Source organism: Vibrio pacinii DSM 19139 (assembly GCF_000711795.1).
Classification (GTDB): Bacteria; Pseudomonadota; Gammaproteobacteria; order Enterobacterales; family Vibrionaceae; genus Vibrio; species Vibrio pacinii.
On the sequence record NZ_JONH01000011.1, the window covers coordinates 26,271 to 44,185 of the forward strand.

Consider the following 17,915-nt stretch of genomic DNA (forward strand, 5'->3'; position numbering starts at 1 on the left):
TACGGTTGTCATTATGCACGCTAGATCCGTTTCACAAATTACCATTGTCCGGCGCGATAAATGGCTCCTCTCATCCCTCACCTGGATCCCAGTGGTGCTGGTTATCCTCGTTTGGGCTATTTTTTCTCAGGGCATCGTCCGCGATTTGCCTATTGGTGTGGTTGATCTTGACCGAGGCAAATTGTCTGGAGAATTGATTCGTTACTATGACGCAAGCTCGAGTATGGCAGTCAAACAACACTACCCCAGTGTTGCCAGTGCCAAACAAGCCCTGATTTCTGGCGATATTTATGCTTATGCGGTGGTCCCGTACCACTTCGAGCAAGACACTTACAAACATCTCTCGCCACAAGTGAGTGTGTTTTATAACAGCCAAATGATCTTAATTGGTAAGATTCTAAGCTCCGCCTTTCTTCAAGCGCAAGGTACGCTTAACGCTCAACTAAGCACTGTCGAGAATTTGGCCAAGGGCGGGGCAACATTCGCGTCTGCTATGGGTAAAGCCGTACCGATTCGAACGCAGATAACCTCACTGTTTAACAAAAACTCAAATTATGCCCAGTTTTTAGTTTCAGCGATTGTTCCTGCACTGTGGCAAATTGTTATTGTAGTCAGCACCATTTTGATTCTCTCTGCCAATTTACGCGATCGGGGCTTAACACACTGGCTAGGCACTCACGCCACTCGCAACTTAATCATGACATTAGCGCCTTATAGCTGGGTGTTTGCAGTGCAAGGTTTTGCGTTTCTGTGCTGGTTCTATCTTGGTTTTGAATGGCCGATGAATGGCAGCTTTATCACACTAATTATTGCTCAATTTTTCACCATGATTGCATGCATAGTTATGGGGTGCCTGTTTTTCTTCTTAACTTTAGACGCAGCTAGAGCGATGAGCTTTGCTGGCGCATTTACGGCGCCGAGCTTCGCTTTTATGGGCATCACCTTCCCGGTGACTGATATGAACACGCTCGCTCAGATATGGCGAGACCTTTTGCCAATCAGTCACTATATTGAGGTTCAAGTCGGTCAAGTGAGTTACGGTGAAGCGTGGACCCAATCGATGACGCACTTGATACCGATGCTTGGTTATTGCCTTCCTCTCGTTATGGTTATTGGCTTAATGAGCATACATCTCAACGCAATACATTCGAGTCATTCGACTAAGGGCACCCAATGAGATTTGGCCTACTTCTTAAAGCCGAACTTAAAGCACTGCTGAGCAATCCGGTAATCTTGATTACGGTGTTTGGCGGCGTACTGTTTTACTCGTTCCTTTACCCGCTACCCTACAGTCACCAGACCCCGAGAGAACAGCAAATAAGCGTTGTTAACTTAGACAAAAGCCAAACCAGTTACCAGTTAGAGCGTATGGTTGATGCCACCCCTCAAGTTAAAGTCATGCAACGCGACTCAACACTCGCTGATGCGAAGCAAGCTTTTCTCGATGGGAAAGTCAGTGGTATTTTGGTGATTCCTGAACATTTCTACAAAGATTTAATGCTCGGGAAAAGCCCCACACTTGCCTACGCTGGTGACGCTTCTTATTTCTTGGTTTACGGCACCATCGTTGAAGGATTGGCGCAAGCTGGCGGTACACTCGCCGCACAAACGACGGTAGCTAAACTGGTACTCGATGGCGAACCTCTGTCTAAAGCTGCCACGCAATACGCCGCAACTCGCACCAATCTAAAACCGACCTTTAACCCACGCATAGGTTACGTTGACTATGTGGTTCCTGCGGTATTTGTGCTGATTTTACAACAGACCCTTGCCATGGCTGCCGGATTAATGGTCGGCACACAGAAACAAGGACGAGGATATTGGCTAAAAGTGTCGCCAGTGAAGCTATTACTGGCACGTAGTATAGTCCTGACGGTAATTTATTATCTGCTCAGCATGTATTACTTTGGCGCTAGCTTCTCGTTCTATGGGGTTAATCAATTGGCCAGCGCAGTAGACTTACTCACCTTCACCCTGCCTTTCTTGCTTGCAACCATAGCTATCGGTTCTTGGCTCGGTGCCATCACACCAAGACGTGAGTTGGTCACCTTAGTCGTACTGATAAGTTCGATGCCGCTTGTTTTCAGCGCCGGCTTCATTTGGCCTATTGAAGCGATCCCTGCTCCGATTGTTTGGTTATCTGAATTGTTCCCTAGCACGCCGGCCATTCAGGGCTTCCTGAGGCTCAATCAGATGGGAGGCAGTTGGCAAAGTGTCTCTGGTGAATATCTGCAACTTTGGATACAGTCTATTGGGTGGACGTTGCTCAGTTACATCGGCTATCGAAAGTCCATCAGTAAGCTTTCAGCAAAATTATAGAACGAATAATGGCTTAGCTAGGTCGCTAAGCCTTTATCATTGGCCTTAATAAGCAGACCAAAATCTAGCGCTGGAGAAGATTGATTATTTCATCTTCGGGCATTGGTTTATAGAAGTAAAAACCTTGAATCTCTTCGATGTTCCAGTTACACAGTTTACGTACTTGGGATGCATTTTCGACCCCTTCCGCCACCGTTGTTAAACCCAATTCTTGAGCCATATTGGCGATATGTCTAACCAGACTTTTGGCACGATCGTTGGTTTCCAGTTGGTCAATGTAAGACTTATCTAATTTCACAATATCTAACGGATAACTACACAAAGTACTAAACGATGAGTAACCAGTACCGAAATCATCTAAAGCAAATAGAACGCCAAGCGCTTTAATCTCATCCATTAGCGCCACCACTTCACTTTCTGGCCCCATCAACATGCTTTCCGTTAACTCTATGACTAATTGACCCGGACGAATTTGATATTCAGTGATGAGATCAGCTAGAAAAGCAATTAACTGAGAATGATAAAAGTGCGGCGCGCTTAAGTTAACATGGATAGATAAGGGTTTCTTTGCCTGACTTTCCCGAATACCATTAATCTGTTGGATGAACTGGCAAGATTGTCTGAGTACTTGCTCTCCTAACTCAATGATCAGATCGCCCTTTTCTGCCAGTGGTACAAAAACCGCTGGTGAGATAAAACCAAACTCACTATGTTGCCAACGCGCTAGCGCTTCAAAACCATTAATATCACCGCTTTTACTGTCAACGATTGGTTGATAGTGCGCTCTGATAACACCATCACGAATCGCACCGGCAAGATCTCGATTAATCGCCGCAGCAATTTGCGAGCGATCAAACATATCTTGATCAACGCGCGATACAGAGACCGAACTTATATCGGCCTTATTATTCTGCACGGTATAACTGGCGGCCTGAAGTAAGGCATTAAAATCCAGATGACTCATCTCAGGGGGAACAACACTCACTCCACACTTCAAGTCAATCTCGACGCCATTCACTTTTTGCTTTTCCGATAACTCTTCGTGCAGACGCATCGCCCCCCACAAAGCATCTTCAAACTCTACCCGAGTTGCGATCAACGCAATAAATTCATCGGCGCTGATACGGCCAACAGGAAAGCGGGCCAGTTTGTCTTTTAACAACGCCGAGACATATTGAACCGATTCGTCGTATTTTTCATGGCCATACACATCTGCGATAACGTTAAGGTTCGGAATGGAGACATAGATAAAGGTAAGTTCGTGATTTTTTAGCGCGATTACCTGTTCCATGATCGATTTTCTATTCCACAAACCAGACACCGCGTCACGTTCTACTAAACTTTCAATCATCTTAGCTTGTTGTTTTCTCTCTCGTATATCGCTGATTGAAAGCATAACTGCATCTTGGCTCTGATATTTGATTCGACTCACTTCGATATGGCAATCAATTTCAATGTTTTGACTGGTAAGCATTTGTGCTTCAAATTGTGTTTTGCCTTGTGCAAACTGACGGTACATCACGTCGATCTGGCACTCAGGCTGATCAGAATCAGAGCAGAGTACATCGAGTGGCTGATGAATAAGATCATCGTGTTGATATTCAAGTAAAGACAGCGCGGTCTGATTAGTATCGATGATTTCACGCCCTCTCACCAACACCATCGCGATATTTTTACTGTGATAAAGCGCGTCAAACTTACGCTGGGTATCTTGTAAGCGTTCATGAGTTTGCGAGTTATTGGTGGCTAGCGCTTGAACCAAATTGGTTAAATTGTCGAGCTCATCTTTGCTTGGCTGAGTTAAACCGTCCAATTTATAGGATTCAAATAACGCATTAAGATCGCGCTGTAAATCGGAAAAACGAAGAGCGATGCGACGTCTGAAGGTTAAAAAAGTCATCAACGAAATCAATACCGTGACGACGGCAAGTGAGGCCAGCAGGTAATAGAAAATAACGTTACCTTTATTGAAATAAGCACGGCTTATCGTGGTTCGAAGCGTGGCGACCTTCTTCCCTGTCATCCCTACTAAGCTGACCGTCTCAGTCATCGACTGCTGATTTTTTTCGATCAGTCGAGGAGTCACTTGTAGAGCATTAGTCTCTTTACTGTCCAAAGCTGCTGCCTCGTTAAAGGGAACGATCTCATTGTCGGCAATTAAAATAGATCTGAAGTCCCCGGGAAAACGCTGCGTTAAGTTTTGCCCCCATAACAGCCAACCAGATGAGCCAGAGGAACCCTCACTATCACGTACTGGCGTAATACTCAGGTTCCAGATTTGCCCTCCCACGAGCAACAGACCACTATAACTGTCGCGCGCGGCGTCTAGCACCCGGTTCATTGAAACAATATGACGTTGAATAAACTCGTTTTTCGTCATTAAACTGACCAACTGACCTTCTAAATCGTGGCCATCACGCACGATGCTTTCAATGACATTGCCATGTAGGTCACTAAATACCATTAGATCAAGCGTGAGCGCGTCCAATCCGTCTTGAGACAAATTTCGTTCACGAAATGCCTCTGGGTCTCCGCCTTGCAGTAGTTGATGAGTCTCATCCCAATAGGACCAATCATATGAGTGCTCTTCAAGATCATTGGCCATTTTAGTGATCACACTGCGTGCTTGCTCACTCGACTGACGTAACTCACTGTTTTCCAAATCATTAATAGCGACAACAAAAAAGTAGCGAGTAATAAACAAACAGCTCAGGGTGACACTCAACAATCCGACGATGAAGTAAAGCGCCGTTTTGGTTTGGAGAGTAAGGTTCAGAAAGCGGATTCGATTCATTCAATGAATTGCCCAAACAAATATATTAGTGGATACTATAATAGTGTATGGCAATATAACTTGATATCGCTCCAAATTTTAAGTCATAAACCAAACAATCAATTGACCAATCATTGACTAAACAAGGCTATTTACCGCTTAAGGGGTATTTGCCAGCTTTGCCATCGCTGTTTCATTTTCTCAATGGTGTGTTCTTCAACACCGTGAATATTGCCAAAATTGTCGTGACACTCGATCACTTCAAATTTCGCGTTATAACGCTGAGCTAATTTATAGTATGGCGCCATTTCCCATCGACGCACAAAGGTATTGGAAACCACCACATCGTGACCGCGGGCTAGACAGCGCTGGGTGTTGGTTTTACACCAATGATGAGCCTGTGGCAGCTTATTTGGTTGAAAAAGGTAGTCACCGTTATGGTCGACGAAATACATATCAGCCTCAAAGTGATGAGCTGGCAATGTTCTAGCCAAGGTACTTTTGCCCGATCCAGGTAAACCACGTATCAGCGTCAGTTTTAATGTCATAAAGAGATCGTGTGATTGATTTGGGCAACAATATTATTATATCTAGAGGTCAGATTGCTATCGACATCTTCATATGATTGGGTTAAGTTTAGAAGTATAGACGTCCATAACCATGCTTAGGGAGTAAGCTGTGCCGATTAAGATCCCCGATCAATTGCCCGCGTCTGACGTATTGCGTACCGAGAATATATTCGTGATGGCCGAGTCTCGTGCCTCTACTCAGGAAATTCGTCCGCTTAAAGTTTTGATCCTCAATTTGATGCCAAAAAAGATTGAAACGGAAACCCAATTTCTACGTTTGCTATCCAACAGTCCACTTCAAGTTGATATTGAACTGCTGCGGATTGATGATCGCCCAAGTAAAAATACACCGACGGAACATCTCGACAATTTCTACCGCCAATTTGAGATGGTCAAAGGGCGTAATTTCGATGGATTGATCATTACTGGTGCCCCATTAGGATTGGTTCAGTTTGAAGACGTGATTTATTGGGAGCATTTACAAACGATTATGAATTGGGCGAAAGGCCATGTGACCTCGACATTGTATGTCTGTTGGGCTGCGCAAGCTGGGCTAAAGTTGCTCTATAACCTACCCAAACGTACACGTAAAGAAAAGCTATCGGGTGTGTACCAACATAAAGTCCACCAACCTTATCATCCAGTATTACGCGGTTTTGACGATACCTTTTTGGCGCCGCACTCTCGTTATGCTGACTTTTCACCCGAATACCTTGAAGAACATACTGATTTGGATATTCTTGCCACATCAGATATCGCTGGTGTTTATCTTGCCGCAACAAAAGACAAACGCAATGTCTTTGTAACCGGCCATCCGGAATACGATTCACACACTCTGCATCATGAATATGTTCGTGATCTTAGTGAAGGCATGGAGCCTGCGATTCCGGTCAATTACTATCCCAACAACAACCCAGACAACAAGCCCGTTGCAAGCTGGCGTAGTCACGGCCATTTACTGTTTGCCAACTGGCTCAACTATTGTGTTTATCAACAAACGCCATATGACCTCGACCAATTCAGTGAAGCCAATTTCACCATCAATGACTAATTACCATCGTAGGATGAAAGGAGCGCATTGCGTTCCTTTTTATTCGCCAATTCACGGCGCACTTTTTCTGCTCAAAACGACACATTTTGATGTATATCCTGTCTGTACTCAAGGATACTCTCTGCGCCTTCTCGGATTTTGACCACACGATATACTGCGCTTGTGATTTGTTATCTACAGTAAGTCATCGTTTATCATCACTGACTTACTATGCGTATTTTCATCCTACTTTTATTGCAGGTTATTAGCGGTTGCACAACCGTAGCCTCTTCTAATCAAATGACCTTAGGTGGTGACAGTAAACAAAAAGCAGATGCTCGTGTTGCTGTTGGCATGGAGTACCTTCGCCTTGGCCATCTTGATAAAGCGGGACAAAACTTTGAATTAGCTATCGAACATGCACCAGACTATTACCTTAGCCGACTATCACAAGCGCTCTATTATCAGCACGTTGGTTCAACCAGTTCAGCGCAAGCCCTCTACGATCAGTTGATTCAAACCGACCTGACTGAGCCTGCTGTTGTTTCAAGTTACGCCACTTTTCTTTGTCAGCAAAATAAATTTAGTCAAGCTCAGCACTGGTATCGCCAGTCGATACTCAACGCCCATGCACTCCAGCGTGCATCAAACTATCAAAGCGCCGCTTTATGTGCACTTAAAGACAACGATTATCCGCTTGCCGAAACGTATTTGAACCAAGCGCTTGAGCATCAACCCGAACGCAAAGAGTTATGGTTCTACCTAATAGAAATGTATTTAAATACCAACCAAACCGAGAAAGCAAAGAATAGACTGGCTAACTTTGAGCAAAGATTTGGCTCTAACGCAGCAACAAAGAACTTACGGTTAAAGATAAACCAATAAGCACGCTGCAATCATGAGTGTATTGGCTCAATCTAGCGACGTTTGGAGCGAGGGGTTTGGCGACGACGTCGCACACGCGAAGCGCGCTGAATTTTTTTATACTCACGGTAAAGAATATAAATAAAGCCAACTAGCCCCATGATTAGCAGTACCGCAAATAGCGACAAAAAGCTATCGCAGAGCCAAACGGGTTCGCAGGGCATATAAATTTCAATTTCCATCCCCTGCTCCTTGTCAATTTAATTACGGCTGTCGCGCCAACCATTGAGTCCGTTGCGTGTGATTGTGAAAACTCCAAACTATAAAGCGGCTAATTTTTTGCCCTTGGCTCATTTCTACAACATGGATCTCTTTCGCTCCGGCCTTCTCAAGGTTTTTTCGCATCCAACGCACGTTGTCTTTTTTCGAGATCAAGCTACTGAACCACAAGACTTGACTGGCAAAGTCTCGACTTTCAAACGCCATATTTTTGATAAACGCAGCTTCACCGCCAGGGCACCACAACTCGGCTTTCTGCCCACCAAAGTTAAGTATAGATGATGCTTGATTGGCCGCTTTTGGCAAGCTCTGGCCTCGCTTGGCTTTGTTGGCGGTCAGATTATTCACTTTGCGCAGACTGCCTTGCTGCGCGTCTTGCAGAGACTTATGAAATGGTGGATTGCACGTCGTTAAGTGGTAGTACTCACCCGGACGAATAATTCCTTTGAAAAAATGCGCCGAACTGGTTTGTAATCTCGCTTCAATCTTGCCATCGAGTACGGCGTTTTGCTTAGCAATCCAATTGGCGTTTTTTACTGACACCGGGTCGACATCACTGCCCACACAGTGCCAATCGTACGCGGTAACACCCACAATAGGATAAATACAATTAGCCCCAACGCCGACATCTAGGGCGTACAATTTGGTCTGATTGAGCTTGGGTAAATCTTTGGTCACTAGGTCATGCAAACGGTGGATGTAATCAGCGCGCCCCGGAATCGGTGGACACAAAAACCCTTGAGGAATATCCCAATTCGTCACTTGATAATGATAAGCCAGCAGTGCCTTGTTGAGCAGCTTTACAGCCACCGGATCAGAGAACGAAATGCTCATCTCCCCTTTCGGGTTGCGAATGACATATTGTTTAAGTTCAGGCAGCGCCGCGATAAGTTTAGGAAAATCATATCGGCCTTGATGAACGTTGTGTTTGTGCAGCCCTGATTTAACTTTATCAACAACCATTTTAGGGACTGACACTTTGGCGTCATGACGGTTGTTTTCAATAGCTAGCTGTTTTTTGGTGCGCGTATTCATAGTCACTTCTGTTTGACAGTTTCAAGGTAAATCATAAACAGTCGGGCATCGAGCTCAAGTTGGTGATAATCCGGCTGCATATGGCAACAGAGTTGATAAAAAGCCTTATTGTGCGCTTTCTCTTTAAGATGGGCTAACTCATGAACCACTAACATTCTCAGCAGTGGCTCAGGCGCTTGCTTAAAAATACTGGCAATACGGATCTCGTTTTTGGTTTTTATCTTACCGCCATGAACCTTGGCTACATAAGTGTGCAACCCTAGCGCATGGTTAATGAGATGAATCTTATTGTCGTACACCACTTTACTCAGTGGCGCAGTCTTCTTCATGTAACGGTTTTTAATTGCTATCGCGTAGTCAAACAGCGCTTTCTCACTTTTAATGTTGTGATGTTGCGGGTAACGCTGTTCGAACCATTGGACCAAATTACCTGATTCGACCAGTTGCGTGACTGGTTCAATAATATGTTGAGGGTAACCTTGAATGTATCTTAGGCTCGGATTCATCGCTATATGTGCCAGTCATCTCAAATAAAGGGGCGTAAGTTTACCCCATTCCGACTTGCCATTCACCGCCTTTTCATTAAACTCTGCGACTAATAATCGCCAAGGAAATTCTCATGAAACGACTTGTCTTGTACGTCAAAGATAAATGCCCACACTGTAAAGATGCACAGCGCTACTTAGATTCAAAGGGTTATAAGTACCGTTTAACTAATGCAAAAATGCAGCGTGGACGCAAAGAGTTGGATGCCATTGGTGCACGTTCTTTACCCGTACTTAAGATTGGAGACCGCTATCTGATTGGCTGGAACCCTAGCAACTTCGAGAAAATGTATCACTCCAACTAAGCCTATCAGCCCAATGCGCCTCGTTCCGAATTGGGCTGTTGACCTGATTGTGACCAAGTGAGCGAAAATACTTCGTCAAGTTTAGCTGAGCTTATTGGCTTGGTGATCACTTCGCTGCAACCCACTGCCATCATATTTTGTCGAGTCTCTTCAAAGGCATCTGCGGTACATCCGATAATAATAGGCTGAGACGCAAGAGTGAGTTTGGCAATCGCTTTTGTGGCTTGAATTCCATCCATAATTGGCATGTGATTGTCCATTAGCACAAAGTCATAAGTGTGTTTTTGTATCTGTTCTAGTGCTTGTAAGCCATTTTCTGCCACGTCATACTCGAAGCCTTTCTTCGTTAAGAATCGGCCAAGTACAATCGCATTGACGCGTGTATCTTCAACGATCAACACTGACATTCCCGTGCCATCAAACGTTTGCTGGATAAGATTGGGCGTTTCAGCTGTACTGTCTGAAATAGAGACAGGAATGCTAACGACAAAAGTGCTGCCTAATGTCAGCATGCTATCGACTTTCACCTCACCTTGCATCGCTTTGACTAACTCAGAAATGATCGCCAAACCGAGCCCCGTGCCACCAAAGCGACGGGTGGTATCCGTCTCGGCTTGGCTGAAAGGGTCAAAAATCAGTGATTGTTTCTCTTGGCTAATCCCGATACCAGTATCTTGCACTGTCATCTCTAACCACACTCCATCGGCTTTCTTCTTGACCCGTAGATTGAGCGTAATTCCACCTTTGATGGTGAACTTCCATGCATTATTAAGTAGATTTTGCAAGATTTGCATAACGCGCGTCTCATCGGCCAACAAACGAGTGTGGCTTTCAAAATCGCATTGGCAATCAAAGCTCAGCCCCTTCTCGGCGCACAAGGGCTTATACATTTGAGTCAGTTTGGTGGCAATCGCTTGCAGCGAAAAATGGCTTTGTTCAAGCTTGAGCTTTCCCGACTCTATTTTAGAAAAGTCGAGAATATCATTGAGTACCGTTAGCATATGCCGACCGGAGCTAAGGAAGGTTTCCACATATTCTTGTTGCTCATCATCAATAGCGGTATGTTGCAGCAACTCTCCAACGCCTAAAATACCGTTCATCGGTGTACGCAATTCGTGGCTCATTGCCGCAAGAAATTTTGACTTCGCGATATTCGCTGCATTTGCCTCGATGGCTTTTTGCTCCAATGATTCTTGTAATTCAATACGTTGACTAATATCACGTTCAACCGCCATAAAACCTTCCAGCTCTCCTTCTTTGTCATAAAGCGGCGTTAAGGCAAGCTCTATCCAATAAATTTCGCCCGACTTCTTATAGTTCATCAGCTCAAAGAATCCATACTGGCGTTGATCAATCGCACGACGAATTTGTTTGGTGACCTCTTTGTCGGTTCGTTCACCTTGGAGAAAATCGCTGGGTTTACGCCCGATGGCCTCACTTTCTTTAAAACCAGTCAATTGTTCGAACGCGCGATTGACCCACACAATGTTAACTTCAAGATCAGTAAATACCACGGCATCGCGCATATACTTCACGACTCGCGCTAGACGTGCCGATTCGGCTTCTTTACGTTTGAGCTCGGCCGACTGCATTATCAGTTGTTGCTCAGAGTGATAAAGGGCCTGAAATGGCGAGACCAACACTTTGCGGCCAAAGACAAACAGCACGACTAAGGCAAATAACGTAGACAACACCATGCCGAAGAAAAGACTTTCGATAAAGTCACGTTTGGTATCTGCAACTAAGACCGGAGAATATGAATAGAGCAAGGTAAAGTCGTTACCTTCAATTGGGAACTGCTCAACTGGCCACGAATGAGGTGACGTCATGGCCCATGAAAAACGCGACTGCTGCAAGCCAAACCAATACGATGAGTCACTACCGAACCCCTGAAAAAAATCACTTCTATCAAGAGGAGTGATATAGGCCGCAATCCCTTCTGATAACCCATTATATTTGACCGGTAAGGTAACAATAAGGTAATCACTTTGCTGTTGATTAAACATCGAGCATGACACGCTTTCGAGCAAGCGTTCACTCTCTGCGCCACTAACGATAAATTGAGTGACTCTTTGTGGCAGCGCGACTTCGGAGTAGACTTTTTCACCTGCAAAATCATACACATTAACGAAAGATTGAGCCCCTACAGGCTTAAAACGTGCTAGCTGATCATAAAAAGCCAGCGAATTATCAACACCTTCTAAGACAGCACCTAGTAACAACGGATGTTCAACAATATTGGCTAAACGTTCTTTACGCGCATCAAAGTACTCTTTGACATAACGTTCAACCGTTGTGAGCTTACTCTTTAAACTTTCATTAATGACCAACTCAGCGGTTTGTTGAGCCTGATGCTGAACAAATAGAAGACTGGTCGCTAAAAACACCCCCGCACCAACAACGATGAATAGAGTAAATAAATGCATGGCGTTTTTTCTATCAAATTTGATCATCGTGCAGCCTTATTGTACATCCGCCAAATTAGACATCAGTTTTACCGCATTGTTTTCATCGTAGGAGGCCATGCAATAGTCGGCGGTATTTAGTGCTTCATGAGCATCATAATTATCACGACTGAATAATGAGAATGGCTGACGATACTGCTTGATTAACCCTTGTACTGGCGTATCGATGTTTTCCAACGCCTGCTTTAGTGAGCGTCGGTTAACTGCCATATCATCCGTTAACTCAACCTGTTGCGCTGCTTGGATGAATATTTTGGTTAAATCATAACCATGAACAAACCCCGCTGGGGCATCAATATTGGGCTCAGCGAACTGTTCTGCAAACAGGCTACTCGCATGAGCAAAGACTTGACGACGGAAATCATTCATTTCAGAGCTGTAAAAATTAAAACACGATTGAACAAATCTAAGCCGTGCTTTTTCTCTGATTGGGTAAGGCACATTGGTCGCAAATTGTCCGCCCGTGATCCCCCAATGACTATAAATAGGTAAAGTGGCACCGAGTTCTGATACCGCTTCAATAATTACTTTTCCTTCACGAGCATTCGAAACCAGCAATATGCATTCTGCGCCTTCAAGTTGGGCCTCACGAACAATAATCCGCGCGTCTGAAGTCTGAATCCCCCAGTCAAACCACGACGTTTTGACCACAGAGTCTATCTCGGGCAGTAAAGCCGTCATGATCGCTTTGTAATTCGATTTTCCCCATCCGGTATTTTCAAGCACTAGATGGGGTTGTTGGCATTGCTGGTCTAACGCAAAATCAACCAACAGCTTACCGACTTTTGAGTCATCTACAGAGAGGCGAAAAACAAAGTTGTTTTCACCATCAGGGTAGCGCGTGATTGGCGTGCCGGCCGCCCAAGGTACTAACGTTAAGATCTCTGATTGGTTGATATAGTCGCGATACTTAATTAAAGGTGGAGAGTGTATGCCAGCAACAAAAGCGATTGCGTTAGGGTCATCGAGAAAGCGCTGCATATTTTTTTTACTGCGCTTGACGTTGCCTCGATGGTCGGTAGTAACAAATTCGACCGCAATACCGTTAAGCTTGTTGTCTACTTCAGAGAAGGCGACCTTGACACCTTGCTCGATAGCCCGAGCCGATGCAAAATGTCCAGTACGATCCGCATCGAGATAAATTTTTAACACCTCAGGGGTCGCCATCGCACTGTGACCAAACGACATCAGCAACAACACAAGCGCGTATCGAATCATGTTTATACCTAACCTTTGAATAATAGCTATATCATTAGCTTAGGAGAGTAAGGGCGAATTTCCAGTTTACTCGCGATTGGTTGCATTTCGTCAAACAAGACGCCAGTGCTGTTTTCACTTTACTCAACCTCACTCACCACCTTAGGGATGTAACACTGATGCTGCTCGGAATAGACAAACTGCAATGCATTTTTGATCGCTGTTATCTTGTCGTTATCATAGTGGGAGACATAAAGCAGTTGAGATAGATTCTCACGTGCCACCAGCTCTAAGGTATTTTTTACCAATCGGCGACCAAGATAATCAAGCCCTTGATATGGCTCATCCACAATCAACAATGCAGGTTGTTTAACAATAGCTCGAGCAATCAGTAATAGCCTTTGCTGGCCATATTCTAAGCTTTTAAAAGGCCTCTTGGCGTAATCAGACATGTGCAAAATCGCTAACCACTCCTGCGCTATCTGAATCTGTTTTTTACTCGGTTGTTGATACAAACCAATTGAGTCATAAAAACCTGATAAGATCACCTCTATGGCACGACAACTGACCCGATATTGTAAATGGAGCGCCGAAGAGACCATGCCAATGTGCTTTTTGATCTCCCAAATCGACTCACCTGAGCCGCGCTTGTTACCAAAGATATCAATGTCGTTGGAGTAACACTGCGGATGGTCACCAAAGATCATGCCAAGTAAGGTACTTTTCCCGCAACCGTTCGGTCCTTTCACCTGCCAGTGTTGACCGTTATCGATACGCCAATTTAGGCCAGTAAAAACGGTTTTATCACTATAGACAACCTGACCTTGACGTATTTCGAACAGCGGATCAGCAAAGTGCTGCGCATGTTGATAACGCTGAATAAGCGCCAGCATTTGTTCACTTTGTTGTTGCGACTGCGCCTTAATTTGAGAAATGATCGGATGAGATTGCCAACTTTGCTTATCCATGATGCTTTCAAGTTTGCCATGATTAAACAGCGCAATTTTCTCAATCCAGTCGGGAAAGTCCTCTTCGCGGTTAAAGGTGACAATCATTTGCGTGGTTTTCGCCAGTGCAGTCAGGTAGCGAGCAAGTGCAGCGCGGTGCTCAACATCAAGACCGCTAAAAGGGTTATCTAAAACAATCAATTCTGGTTGAGTGGCCAGTGCACGTGCGAGCATCACTCTGCGTGTTTCACCTGTCGATAGCACCCGAAAACCACTGTCAGCCAGATGGGTTAAGTCAAGATCGATGATTAACTGCTCGGTCAATGCCGATGAGTCACATTGGGCCAGAATCAATTGATAAACCGACGTTCCAGTATCAATTTTGTCGATAAAGTCAGTATCGTCATGAGCAATTTCATCATCGAGCAAGCGCTGCTGTTCGACGAGTGAGACTTGAGCAACCTTGTTTGTCGCCAAGGTTAACTGCGGGCTCGACTCGTTGATCTCACCACAAAGCAGTGAGCCCAATAGCGATCCAATATCACCTTCGGTGCTAAAAACTGCCCACGACTCCCCTTTGGCAATATCCCATTGTTCGATGTTAAGCTGATTGGCGCTCAACTCAATGTTCAGTTGTTGAATACTGATTTGCATAGCTAGATTTGCCTACCTTGTCGTCATTAATGGTCGATTAATCAAGTTACTGCAAAGCGAGGCTCGGTGCGATCAACAAATAACAAACTGTGAACTTTAACGTGACAACGCTCTCTTAGGCATACTGCTTAACAAAATCAATAAACGTCTTATCTGCAATCGATAAATATCCATCCCGTCGCCATGCTAAAGCCAAGTCAATTTTTACCGCGGGCGAAAAAGGAATGCCAACGACGTCTTTCTCATGCTGAGTCACTAACTCTAGTAGCGCGGTAATCGCGAATTCATGCTTAACAATACTCAAAATCATCGGCAATAAGTTGGTTTCGAAAGAGAACTGCATCTCTTTGCCGCATAACTTGGCCTGATTCTCGATAAAATTGCGATGGAAATAGCCGGGTTTGAACATCACTAACTCGTGGTCGAAGAAGTCATCAAACGTCACCGTGTCTTGTTGGCAAAACGGGTGCTCTTTGGCGACAACCGCCACCATCTCCGCTTGGAATAAATGATCGGTTTCTAGATCCACAGGTACATTTTCATCATCGATCACCCCAATATCGAGCTCACCATTAAGTAACATTTGGCGAATATCTCGCGTCCCGGCATCGACTAATGTTAAGCGTAAGTTGGGATAACGGCTTTTAAACGCCATTAATACCTCTGGAAAAAAATAAGAACCCATCATGCTTGGAGCGCCCAGTCTCACTTCTCCTTTTTCCAGCCCTTTCAACTCATCAATCGCCAACTGGGCGTCTTCAAGCTGCTGCACCACTCGTTTAGCATGTTCAAACAGCACCAGCCCTTCACGGGTCAGTGACACTTTGCGATCTTCACGTCGAAATAGCGCAACACCCAAGTTTTGCTCCAACTTCTTAATTGAAATGCTTAAAGCCGGTTGGGCGATATGCAACGCTTTCGCCGCTTGAGTAAAATGTTGTAACTCAGCAACAGCAACGAAATGGCGTAATTGTTTTGAATCCATTATCTTAATAACAAATATATATCGGTATGATATTTTTAATATATTTTATATATCATCATAAAATTGATAATTTGCTCACATAACCTACAAACCGTGCAGTTTTATGATTGAACTCGCTAGCCCTCAATATCGACGCGTGACTTACAGCCTAGCGCTAGGATCGTTTATTGTTTTCTGTAATCTCTATCTTTTTCAACCGATGTTGCCCTACATGGCGGTCCATTTTTCGGTTTCAGAAACTCAAGTAAACTGGATTTTTGCGGCAAGTACGCTGGCTTTATCGGTTTGTTTAGTGCCTTGGGCGGTCGCCTCTGAATCCATTGGACGACGCCGCGTCATGCTGTTGGGTTTAATCGCTATGCCGCTGATAGGGTTGGCAATGCTGGTAAGTGACTCACTGGTAGCAATGGTCATGCTGCGTGCGCTTATGGGAGTCGCTCTTGCCGCATTTGCCTCCGTTGCCGTCGCTTACATGGTCGAAGAGCTGTCAGAAAAAGCCTTTAGCCAAGCGATCGGTGGTTACATTGCCGCCAACTCACTTGGCGGGATCACCGGGCGAATTGTTGGTGGCTCACTGACTGATGCTTTGGGCTGGCAACAAGCCGTCATCAGCATGGCGATATTCTCTTTTGTCGCCACGTTGGTGGTGATGGTTAGCCTGCCCAAGCAAAAAAACTTTACCCCGCAACGAGGGATGCTGCGCTACCACAACCGCGCATTAGTCAAACATCTACAAAACCGTACTATCTGGCTGGCGATGCTGTTAGGCGGGGTCAACTTTGCGCTATTTGTTAACCTTTATTCGGTGATGGGATTTCGCTTGGTCGCGGATCCGCACAACCTTCCTATTGGTTTAGCCTCGCTGATTTTCTTGTGCTATTTAGCCGGTACGCTCAGTTCGAAACTCACCTCAGTGTGGCGTAAAAGTCATAACAGCGTATCAGGCATGGCCACTGGTAGCGTGATAAGTTTGCTCGGTATGGTTATCGCTTATATCGATTCACTCGCGTTTATGATGTTAGGCTTGTTGCTGATTAGTTTTGGCGCTTTCTTCACTCATACCCTCGCTTACGCATGGGTAAGTCAGAAGGCAACCCACGCCAAAGCCACCGCAACTGCGCTCTATCTGGTTCACTATTATATCGGCGGCAGTATCGGAGGGTTTTTCCTGCTTTACTGCTGGCAACACGGAGGATGGGGCTACGTGATACTTGGCGGCAGCGCTCTATACGCGATGATATTCATCTTGTGCCGCTTGCTAAAAAATTGCGAAAATCGCTCTTTGCTAACACCGCAACAACCAGATTCTGCTATTCTTGCGCCAAATACTAATTGGGAAGCAAAATGACAGACCCACGCTCAATTCAAGATGATCATCAGCACGTTGAAGCGGCTGTATCTCAGTGGCTAAACGACGTCGTGATCGGACTCAACCTGTGCCCTTTTGCGGCCAAACCGCAACGAAACAAGCAGATTAAAATTTTTGTCAGTGAGGCCTGCGACGAGGAGACGTTACTCAACGATATCTTGACTCAGCTATTAGAGCTTGAATCGAGCTCAGCGCAGCAATTAGAAACCACTTTAGTTGCTGTACCGAATATGCTCAGTGACTTCTATGACTACAATCTGTTTATTGACTGGATTGAGGCATTAATCCGCCAACAAGAGTGGGACGGTATTTTCCAACTTGCGACTTTTCACCCTGATTATTGCTTTGGCGGCGCCCAGCCCGAAGACGATGAAAATCTAACCAATCGCTCACCTTACCCGGTGTTTCATTTGATTCGCGAAGAGAGTATGGAGCGAGTCCTCAAGCACTACCCAAACCCTGAGGCGATTCCTGACACCAATATCGCAAGAGTCGAATCACTGACTGCACAAGAGCGCCGCAAGCTGTTTCCGTATCTATTTAGTTAATATTCTCATCGGCCAATAGCGAGAGCAGTGA

16 protein-coding genes are annotated in these 17,915 nt (G+C 45.0%); 7 read left to right on the forward strand and 9 right to left on the reverse strand.

The window, feature by feature from the left end:
* The first annotated feature begins 13 nt into the window (after window positions 1-13).
* Both BS19_RS07205 and BS19_RS07210 read left to right on the forward strand, forming a co-directional pair.
* A complete protein-coding gene (locus BS19_RS07205; RefSeq protein ID WP_038174322.1) occupies window positions 14-1,177 on the forward strand; it encodes an ABC transporter permease in 1,164 nt (387 codons plus the stop codon).
* Window positions 1,174-2,319 carry an ABC transporter permease gene (locus BS19_RS07210; protein ID WP_038174323.1) on the forward strand — a complete coding sequence of 382 codons (1,146 nt, stop codon included), beginning with the start codon at window positions 1,174-1,176 and terminating at the stop codon, window positions 2,317-2,319. The genes BS19_RS07205 and BS19_RS07210 overlap by 4 nt, the downstream gene beginning before the upstream one ends.
* Before the next feature lie 64 nt (window positions 2,320-2,383).
* Here the strand turns inward: BS19_RS07210 and BS19_RS07215 are convergent, their stop codons facing one another.
* Complete coding sequence (locus BS19_RS07215) at window positions 2,384-5,113, reverse strand: bifunctional diguanylate cyclase/phosphodiesterase (RefSeq protein WP_038174324.1); 2,730 nt, start codon at window positions 5,111-5,113, stop codon at window positions 2,384-2,386.
* Window positions 5,114-5,244: 131 nt separating this feature from the next.
* The gene (locus BS19_RS07220) at window positions 5,245-5,640 is read right to left on the reverse strand and encodes an ATP-binding protein (protein WP_038174325.1); all 396 of its coding nucleotides are present in this window, start codon (window positions 5,638-5,640) and stop codon (window positions 5,245-5,247) included.
* 130 nt (window positions 5,641-5,770) lie between these two features.
* On the opposite strand from BS19_RS07220, the gene metA reads away from it, so the two are divergent.
* Window positions 5,771-6,712 carry a homoserine O-acetyltransferase MetA gene (metA, locus tag BS19_RS07225; RefSeq protein WP_038174327.1) on the forward strand — a complete coding sequence of 314 codons (942 nt, stop codon included), beginning with the start codon at window positions 5,771-5,773 and terminating at the stop codon, window positions 6,710-6,712.
* A gap of 210 nt (window positions 6,713-6,922) precedes the next feature.
* A complete protein-coding gene (locus tag BS19_RS07230) occupies window positions 6,923-7,576 on the forward strand; it encodes a tetratricopeptide repeat protein (protein WP_038174328.1) in 654 nt (217 codons plus the stop codon).
* Between the two features lie 32 nt (window positions 7,577-7,608).
* Here BS19_RS07230 and BS19_RS07235 read toward each other — a convergent pair whose 3' ends face one another.
* The 3 genes from BS19_RS07235 to BS19_RS07245 are packed head-to-tail and all read right to left on the reverse strand — an operon-like array spanning window position 7,609 to window position 9,375.
* Window positions 7,609-7,797: a hypothetical protein gene (locus tag BS19_RS07235; RefSeq protein ID WP_038174329.1), complete on the reverse strand. Its 189-nt coding sequence runs from the start codon at window positions 7,795-7,797 to the stop codon at window positions 7,609-7,611.
* A 22-nt stretch (window positions 7,798-7,819) separates the two neighbouring features.
* Window positions 7,820-8,869 carry a 23S rRNA (adenine(1618)-N(6))-methyltransferase RlmF gene (gene rlmF / locus BS19_RS07240; protein WP_038174330.1) on the reverse strand — a complete coding sequence of 350 codons (1,050 nt, stop codon included), beginning with the start codon at window positions 8,867-8,869 and terminating at the stop codon, window positions 7,820-7,822.
* Between the two features lie 2 nt (window positions 8,870-8,871).
* A complete protein-coding gene (locus BS19_RS07245) occupies window positions 8,872-9,375 on the reverse strand; it encodes a M48 metallopeptidase family protein (protein ID WP_038174332.1) in 504 nt (167 codons plus the stop codon).
* A 113-nt stretch (window positions 9,376-9,488) separates the two neighbouring features.
* On the opposite strand from BS19_RS07245, the gene BS19_RS07250 reads away from it, so the two are divergent.
* On the forward strand, window positions 9,489-9,719 hold the full coding sequence (locus tag BS19_RS07250) for a glutaredoxin family protein (protein WP_038174333.1): 231 nt from the start codon (window positions 9,489-9,491) through the stop codon (window positions 9,717-9,719).
* Between the two features lie 5 nt (window positions 9,720-9,724).
* Here BS19_RS07250 and BS19_RS07255 read toward each other — a convergent pair whose 3' ends face one another.
* The 4 genes from BS19_RS07255 to BS19_RS07270 all read right to left on the reverse strand — a co-directional run bounded on the left by BS19_RS07255 (window position 9,725) and on the right by BS19_RS07270 (window position 15,967).
* Complete coding sequence (locus BS19_RS07255; protein WP_245609260.1) at window positions 9,725-12,145, reverse strand: ATP-binding protein; 2,421 nt, start codon at window positions 12,143-12,145, stop codon at window positions 9,725-9,727.
* Window positions 12,146-12,181: 36 nt separating this feature from the next.
* Complete coding sequence (locus BS19_RS07260; protein ID WP_038174335.1) at window positions 12,182-13,402, reverse strand: ABC transporter substrate-binding protein; 1,221 nt, start codon at window positions 13,400-13,402, stop codon at window positions 12,182-12,184.
* Between the two features lie 119 nt (window positions 13,403-13,521).
* Entirely contained in the window at window positions 13,522-14,982 is a 1,461-nt protein-coding gene (gene modF / locus BS19_RS07265) for a molybdate ABC transporter ATP-binding protein ModF (protein ID WP_038174336.1), read from the reverse strand.
* A 115-nt stretch (window positions 14,983-15,097) separates the two neighbouring features.
* Window positions 15,098-15,967 (reverse strand): LysR family transcriptional regulator, encoded by an 870-nt coding sequence (locus BS19_RS07270; RefSeq protein WP_038174337.1) that lies wholly within the window; start codon window positions 15,965-15,967, stop codon window positions 15,098-15,100.
* Window positions 15,968-16,070: 103 nt separating this feature from the next.
* Here BS19_RS07270 and BS19_RS07275 point away from each other — a divergent pair, with 103 nt between their 5' ends.
* The gene (locus tag BS19_RS07275; RefSeq protein WP_038174338.1) at window positions 16,071-17,315 is read left to right on the forward strand and encodes an MFS transporter; all 1,245 of its coding nucleotides are present in this window, start codon (window positions 16,071-16,073) and stop codon (window positions 17,313-17,315) included.
* On the forward strand, window positions 17,312-17,884 hold the full coding sequence (locus tag BS19_RS07280; protein WP_038174339.1) for a DUF1415 domain-containing protein: 573 nt from the start codon (window positions 17,312-17,314) through the stop codon (window positions 17,882-17,884). Before BS19_RS07275 ends, BS19_RS07280 begins: the two co-directional genes overlap by 4 nt.
* The last annotated feature ends 31 nt before the right edge of the window (window positions 17,885-17,915 follow it).

Bases quoted from the DNA above. Each gene is read 5' to 3' on its own strand.
- modF (WP_038174336.1), bottom strand. From the start codon at position 14,982: ATGCAAATCAGTATTCAACAACTGAACATTGAGTTGAGCGCCAATCAG.
- BS19_RS07205 (WP_038174322.1), top strand. From the start codon at position 14: ATGCACGCTAGATCCGTTTCACAAATTACCATTGTCCGGCGCGATAAA.
- BS19_RS07230 (WP_038174328.1), top strand. From the start codon at position 6,923: ATGCGTATTTTCATCCTACTTTTATTGCAGGTTATTAGCGGTTGCACA.
- BS19_RS07215 (WP_038174324.1), bottom strand. From the start codon at position 5,113: ATGAATCGAATCCGCTTTCTGAACCTTACTCTCCAAACCAAAACGGCG.
- rlmF (WP_038174330.1), bottom strand. From the start codon at position 8,869: ATGAATACGCGCACCAAAAAACAGCTAGCTATTGAAAACAACCGTCAT.
- BS19_RS07210 (WP_038174323.1), top strand. From the start codon at position 1,174: ATGAGATTTGGCCTACTTCTTAAAGCCGAACTTAAAGCACTGCTGAGC.
- BS19_RS07245 (WP_038174332.1), bottom strand. From the start codon at position 9,375: ATGAATCCGAGCCTAAGATACATTCAAGGTTACCCTCAACATATTATT.
- BS19_RS07220 (WP_038174325.1), bottom strand. From the start codon at position 5,640: ATGACATTAAAACTGACGCTGATACGTGGTTTACCTGGATCGGGCAAA.
- BS19_RS07275 (WP_038174338.1), top strand. From the start codon at position 16,071: ATGATTGAACTCGCTAGCCCTCAATATCGACGCGTGACTTACAGCCTA.
- BS19_RS07250 (WP_038174333.1), top strand. From the start codon at position 9,489: ATGAAACGACTTGTCTTGTACGTCAAAGATAAATGCCCACACTGTAAA.
- BS19_RS07255 (WP_245609260.1), bottom strand. From the start codon at position 12,145: ATGCATTTATTTACTCTATTCATCGTTGTTGGTGCGGGGGTGTTTTTA.
- BS19_RS07260 (WP_038174335.1), bottom strand. From the start codon at position 13,402: ATGATTCGATACGCGCTTGTGTTGTTGCTGATGTCGTTTGGTCACAGT.
- BS19_RS07280 (WP_038174339.1), top strand. From the start codon at position 17,312: ATGACAGACCCACGCTCAATTCAAGATGATCATCAGCACGTTGAAGCG.
- BS19_RS07235 (WP_038174329.1), bottom strand. From the start codon at position 7,797: ATGGAAATTGAAATTTATATGCCCTGCGAACCCGTTTGGCTCTGCGAT.
- BS19_RS07270 (WP_038174337.1), bottom strand. From the start codon at position 15,967: ATGGATTCAAAACAATTACGCCATTTCGTTGCTGTTGCTGAGTTACAA.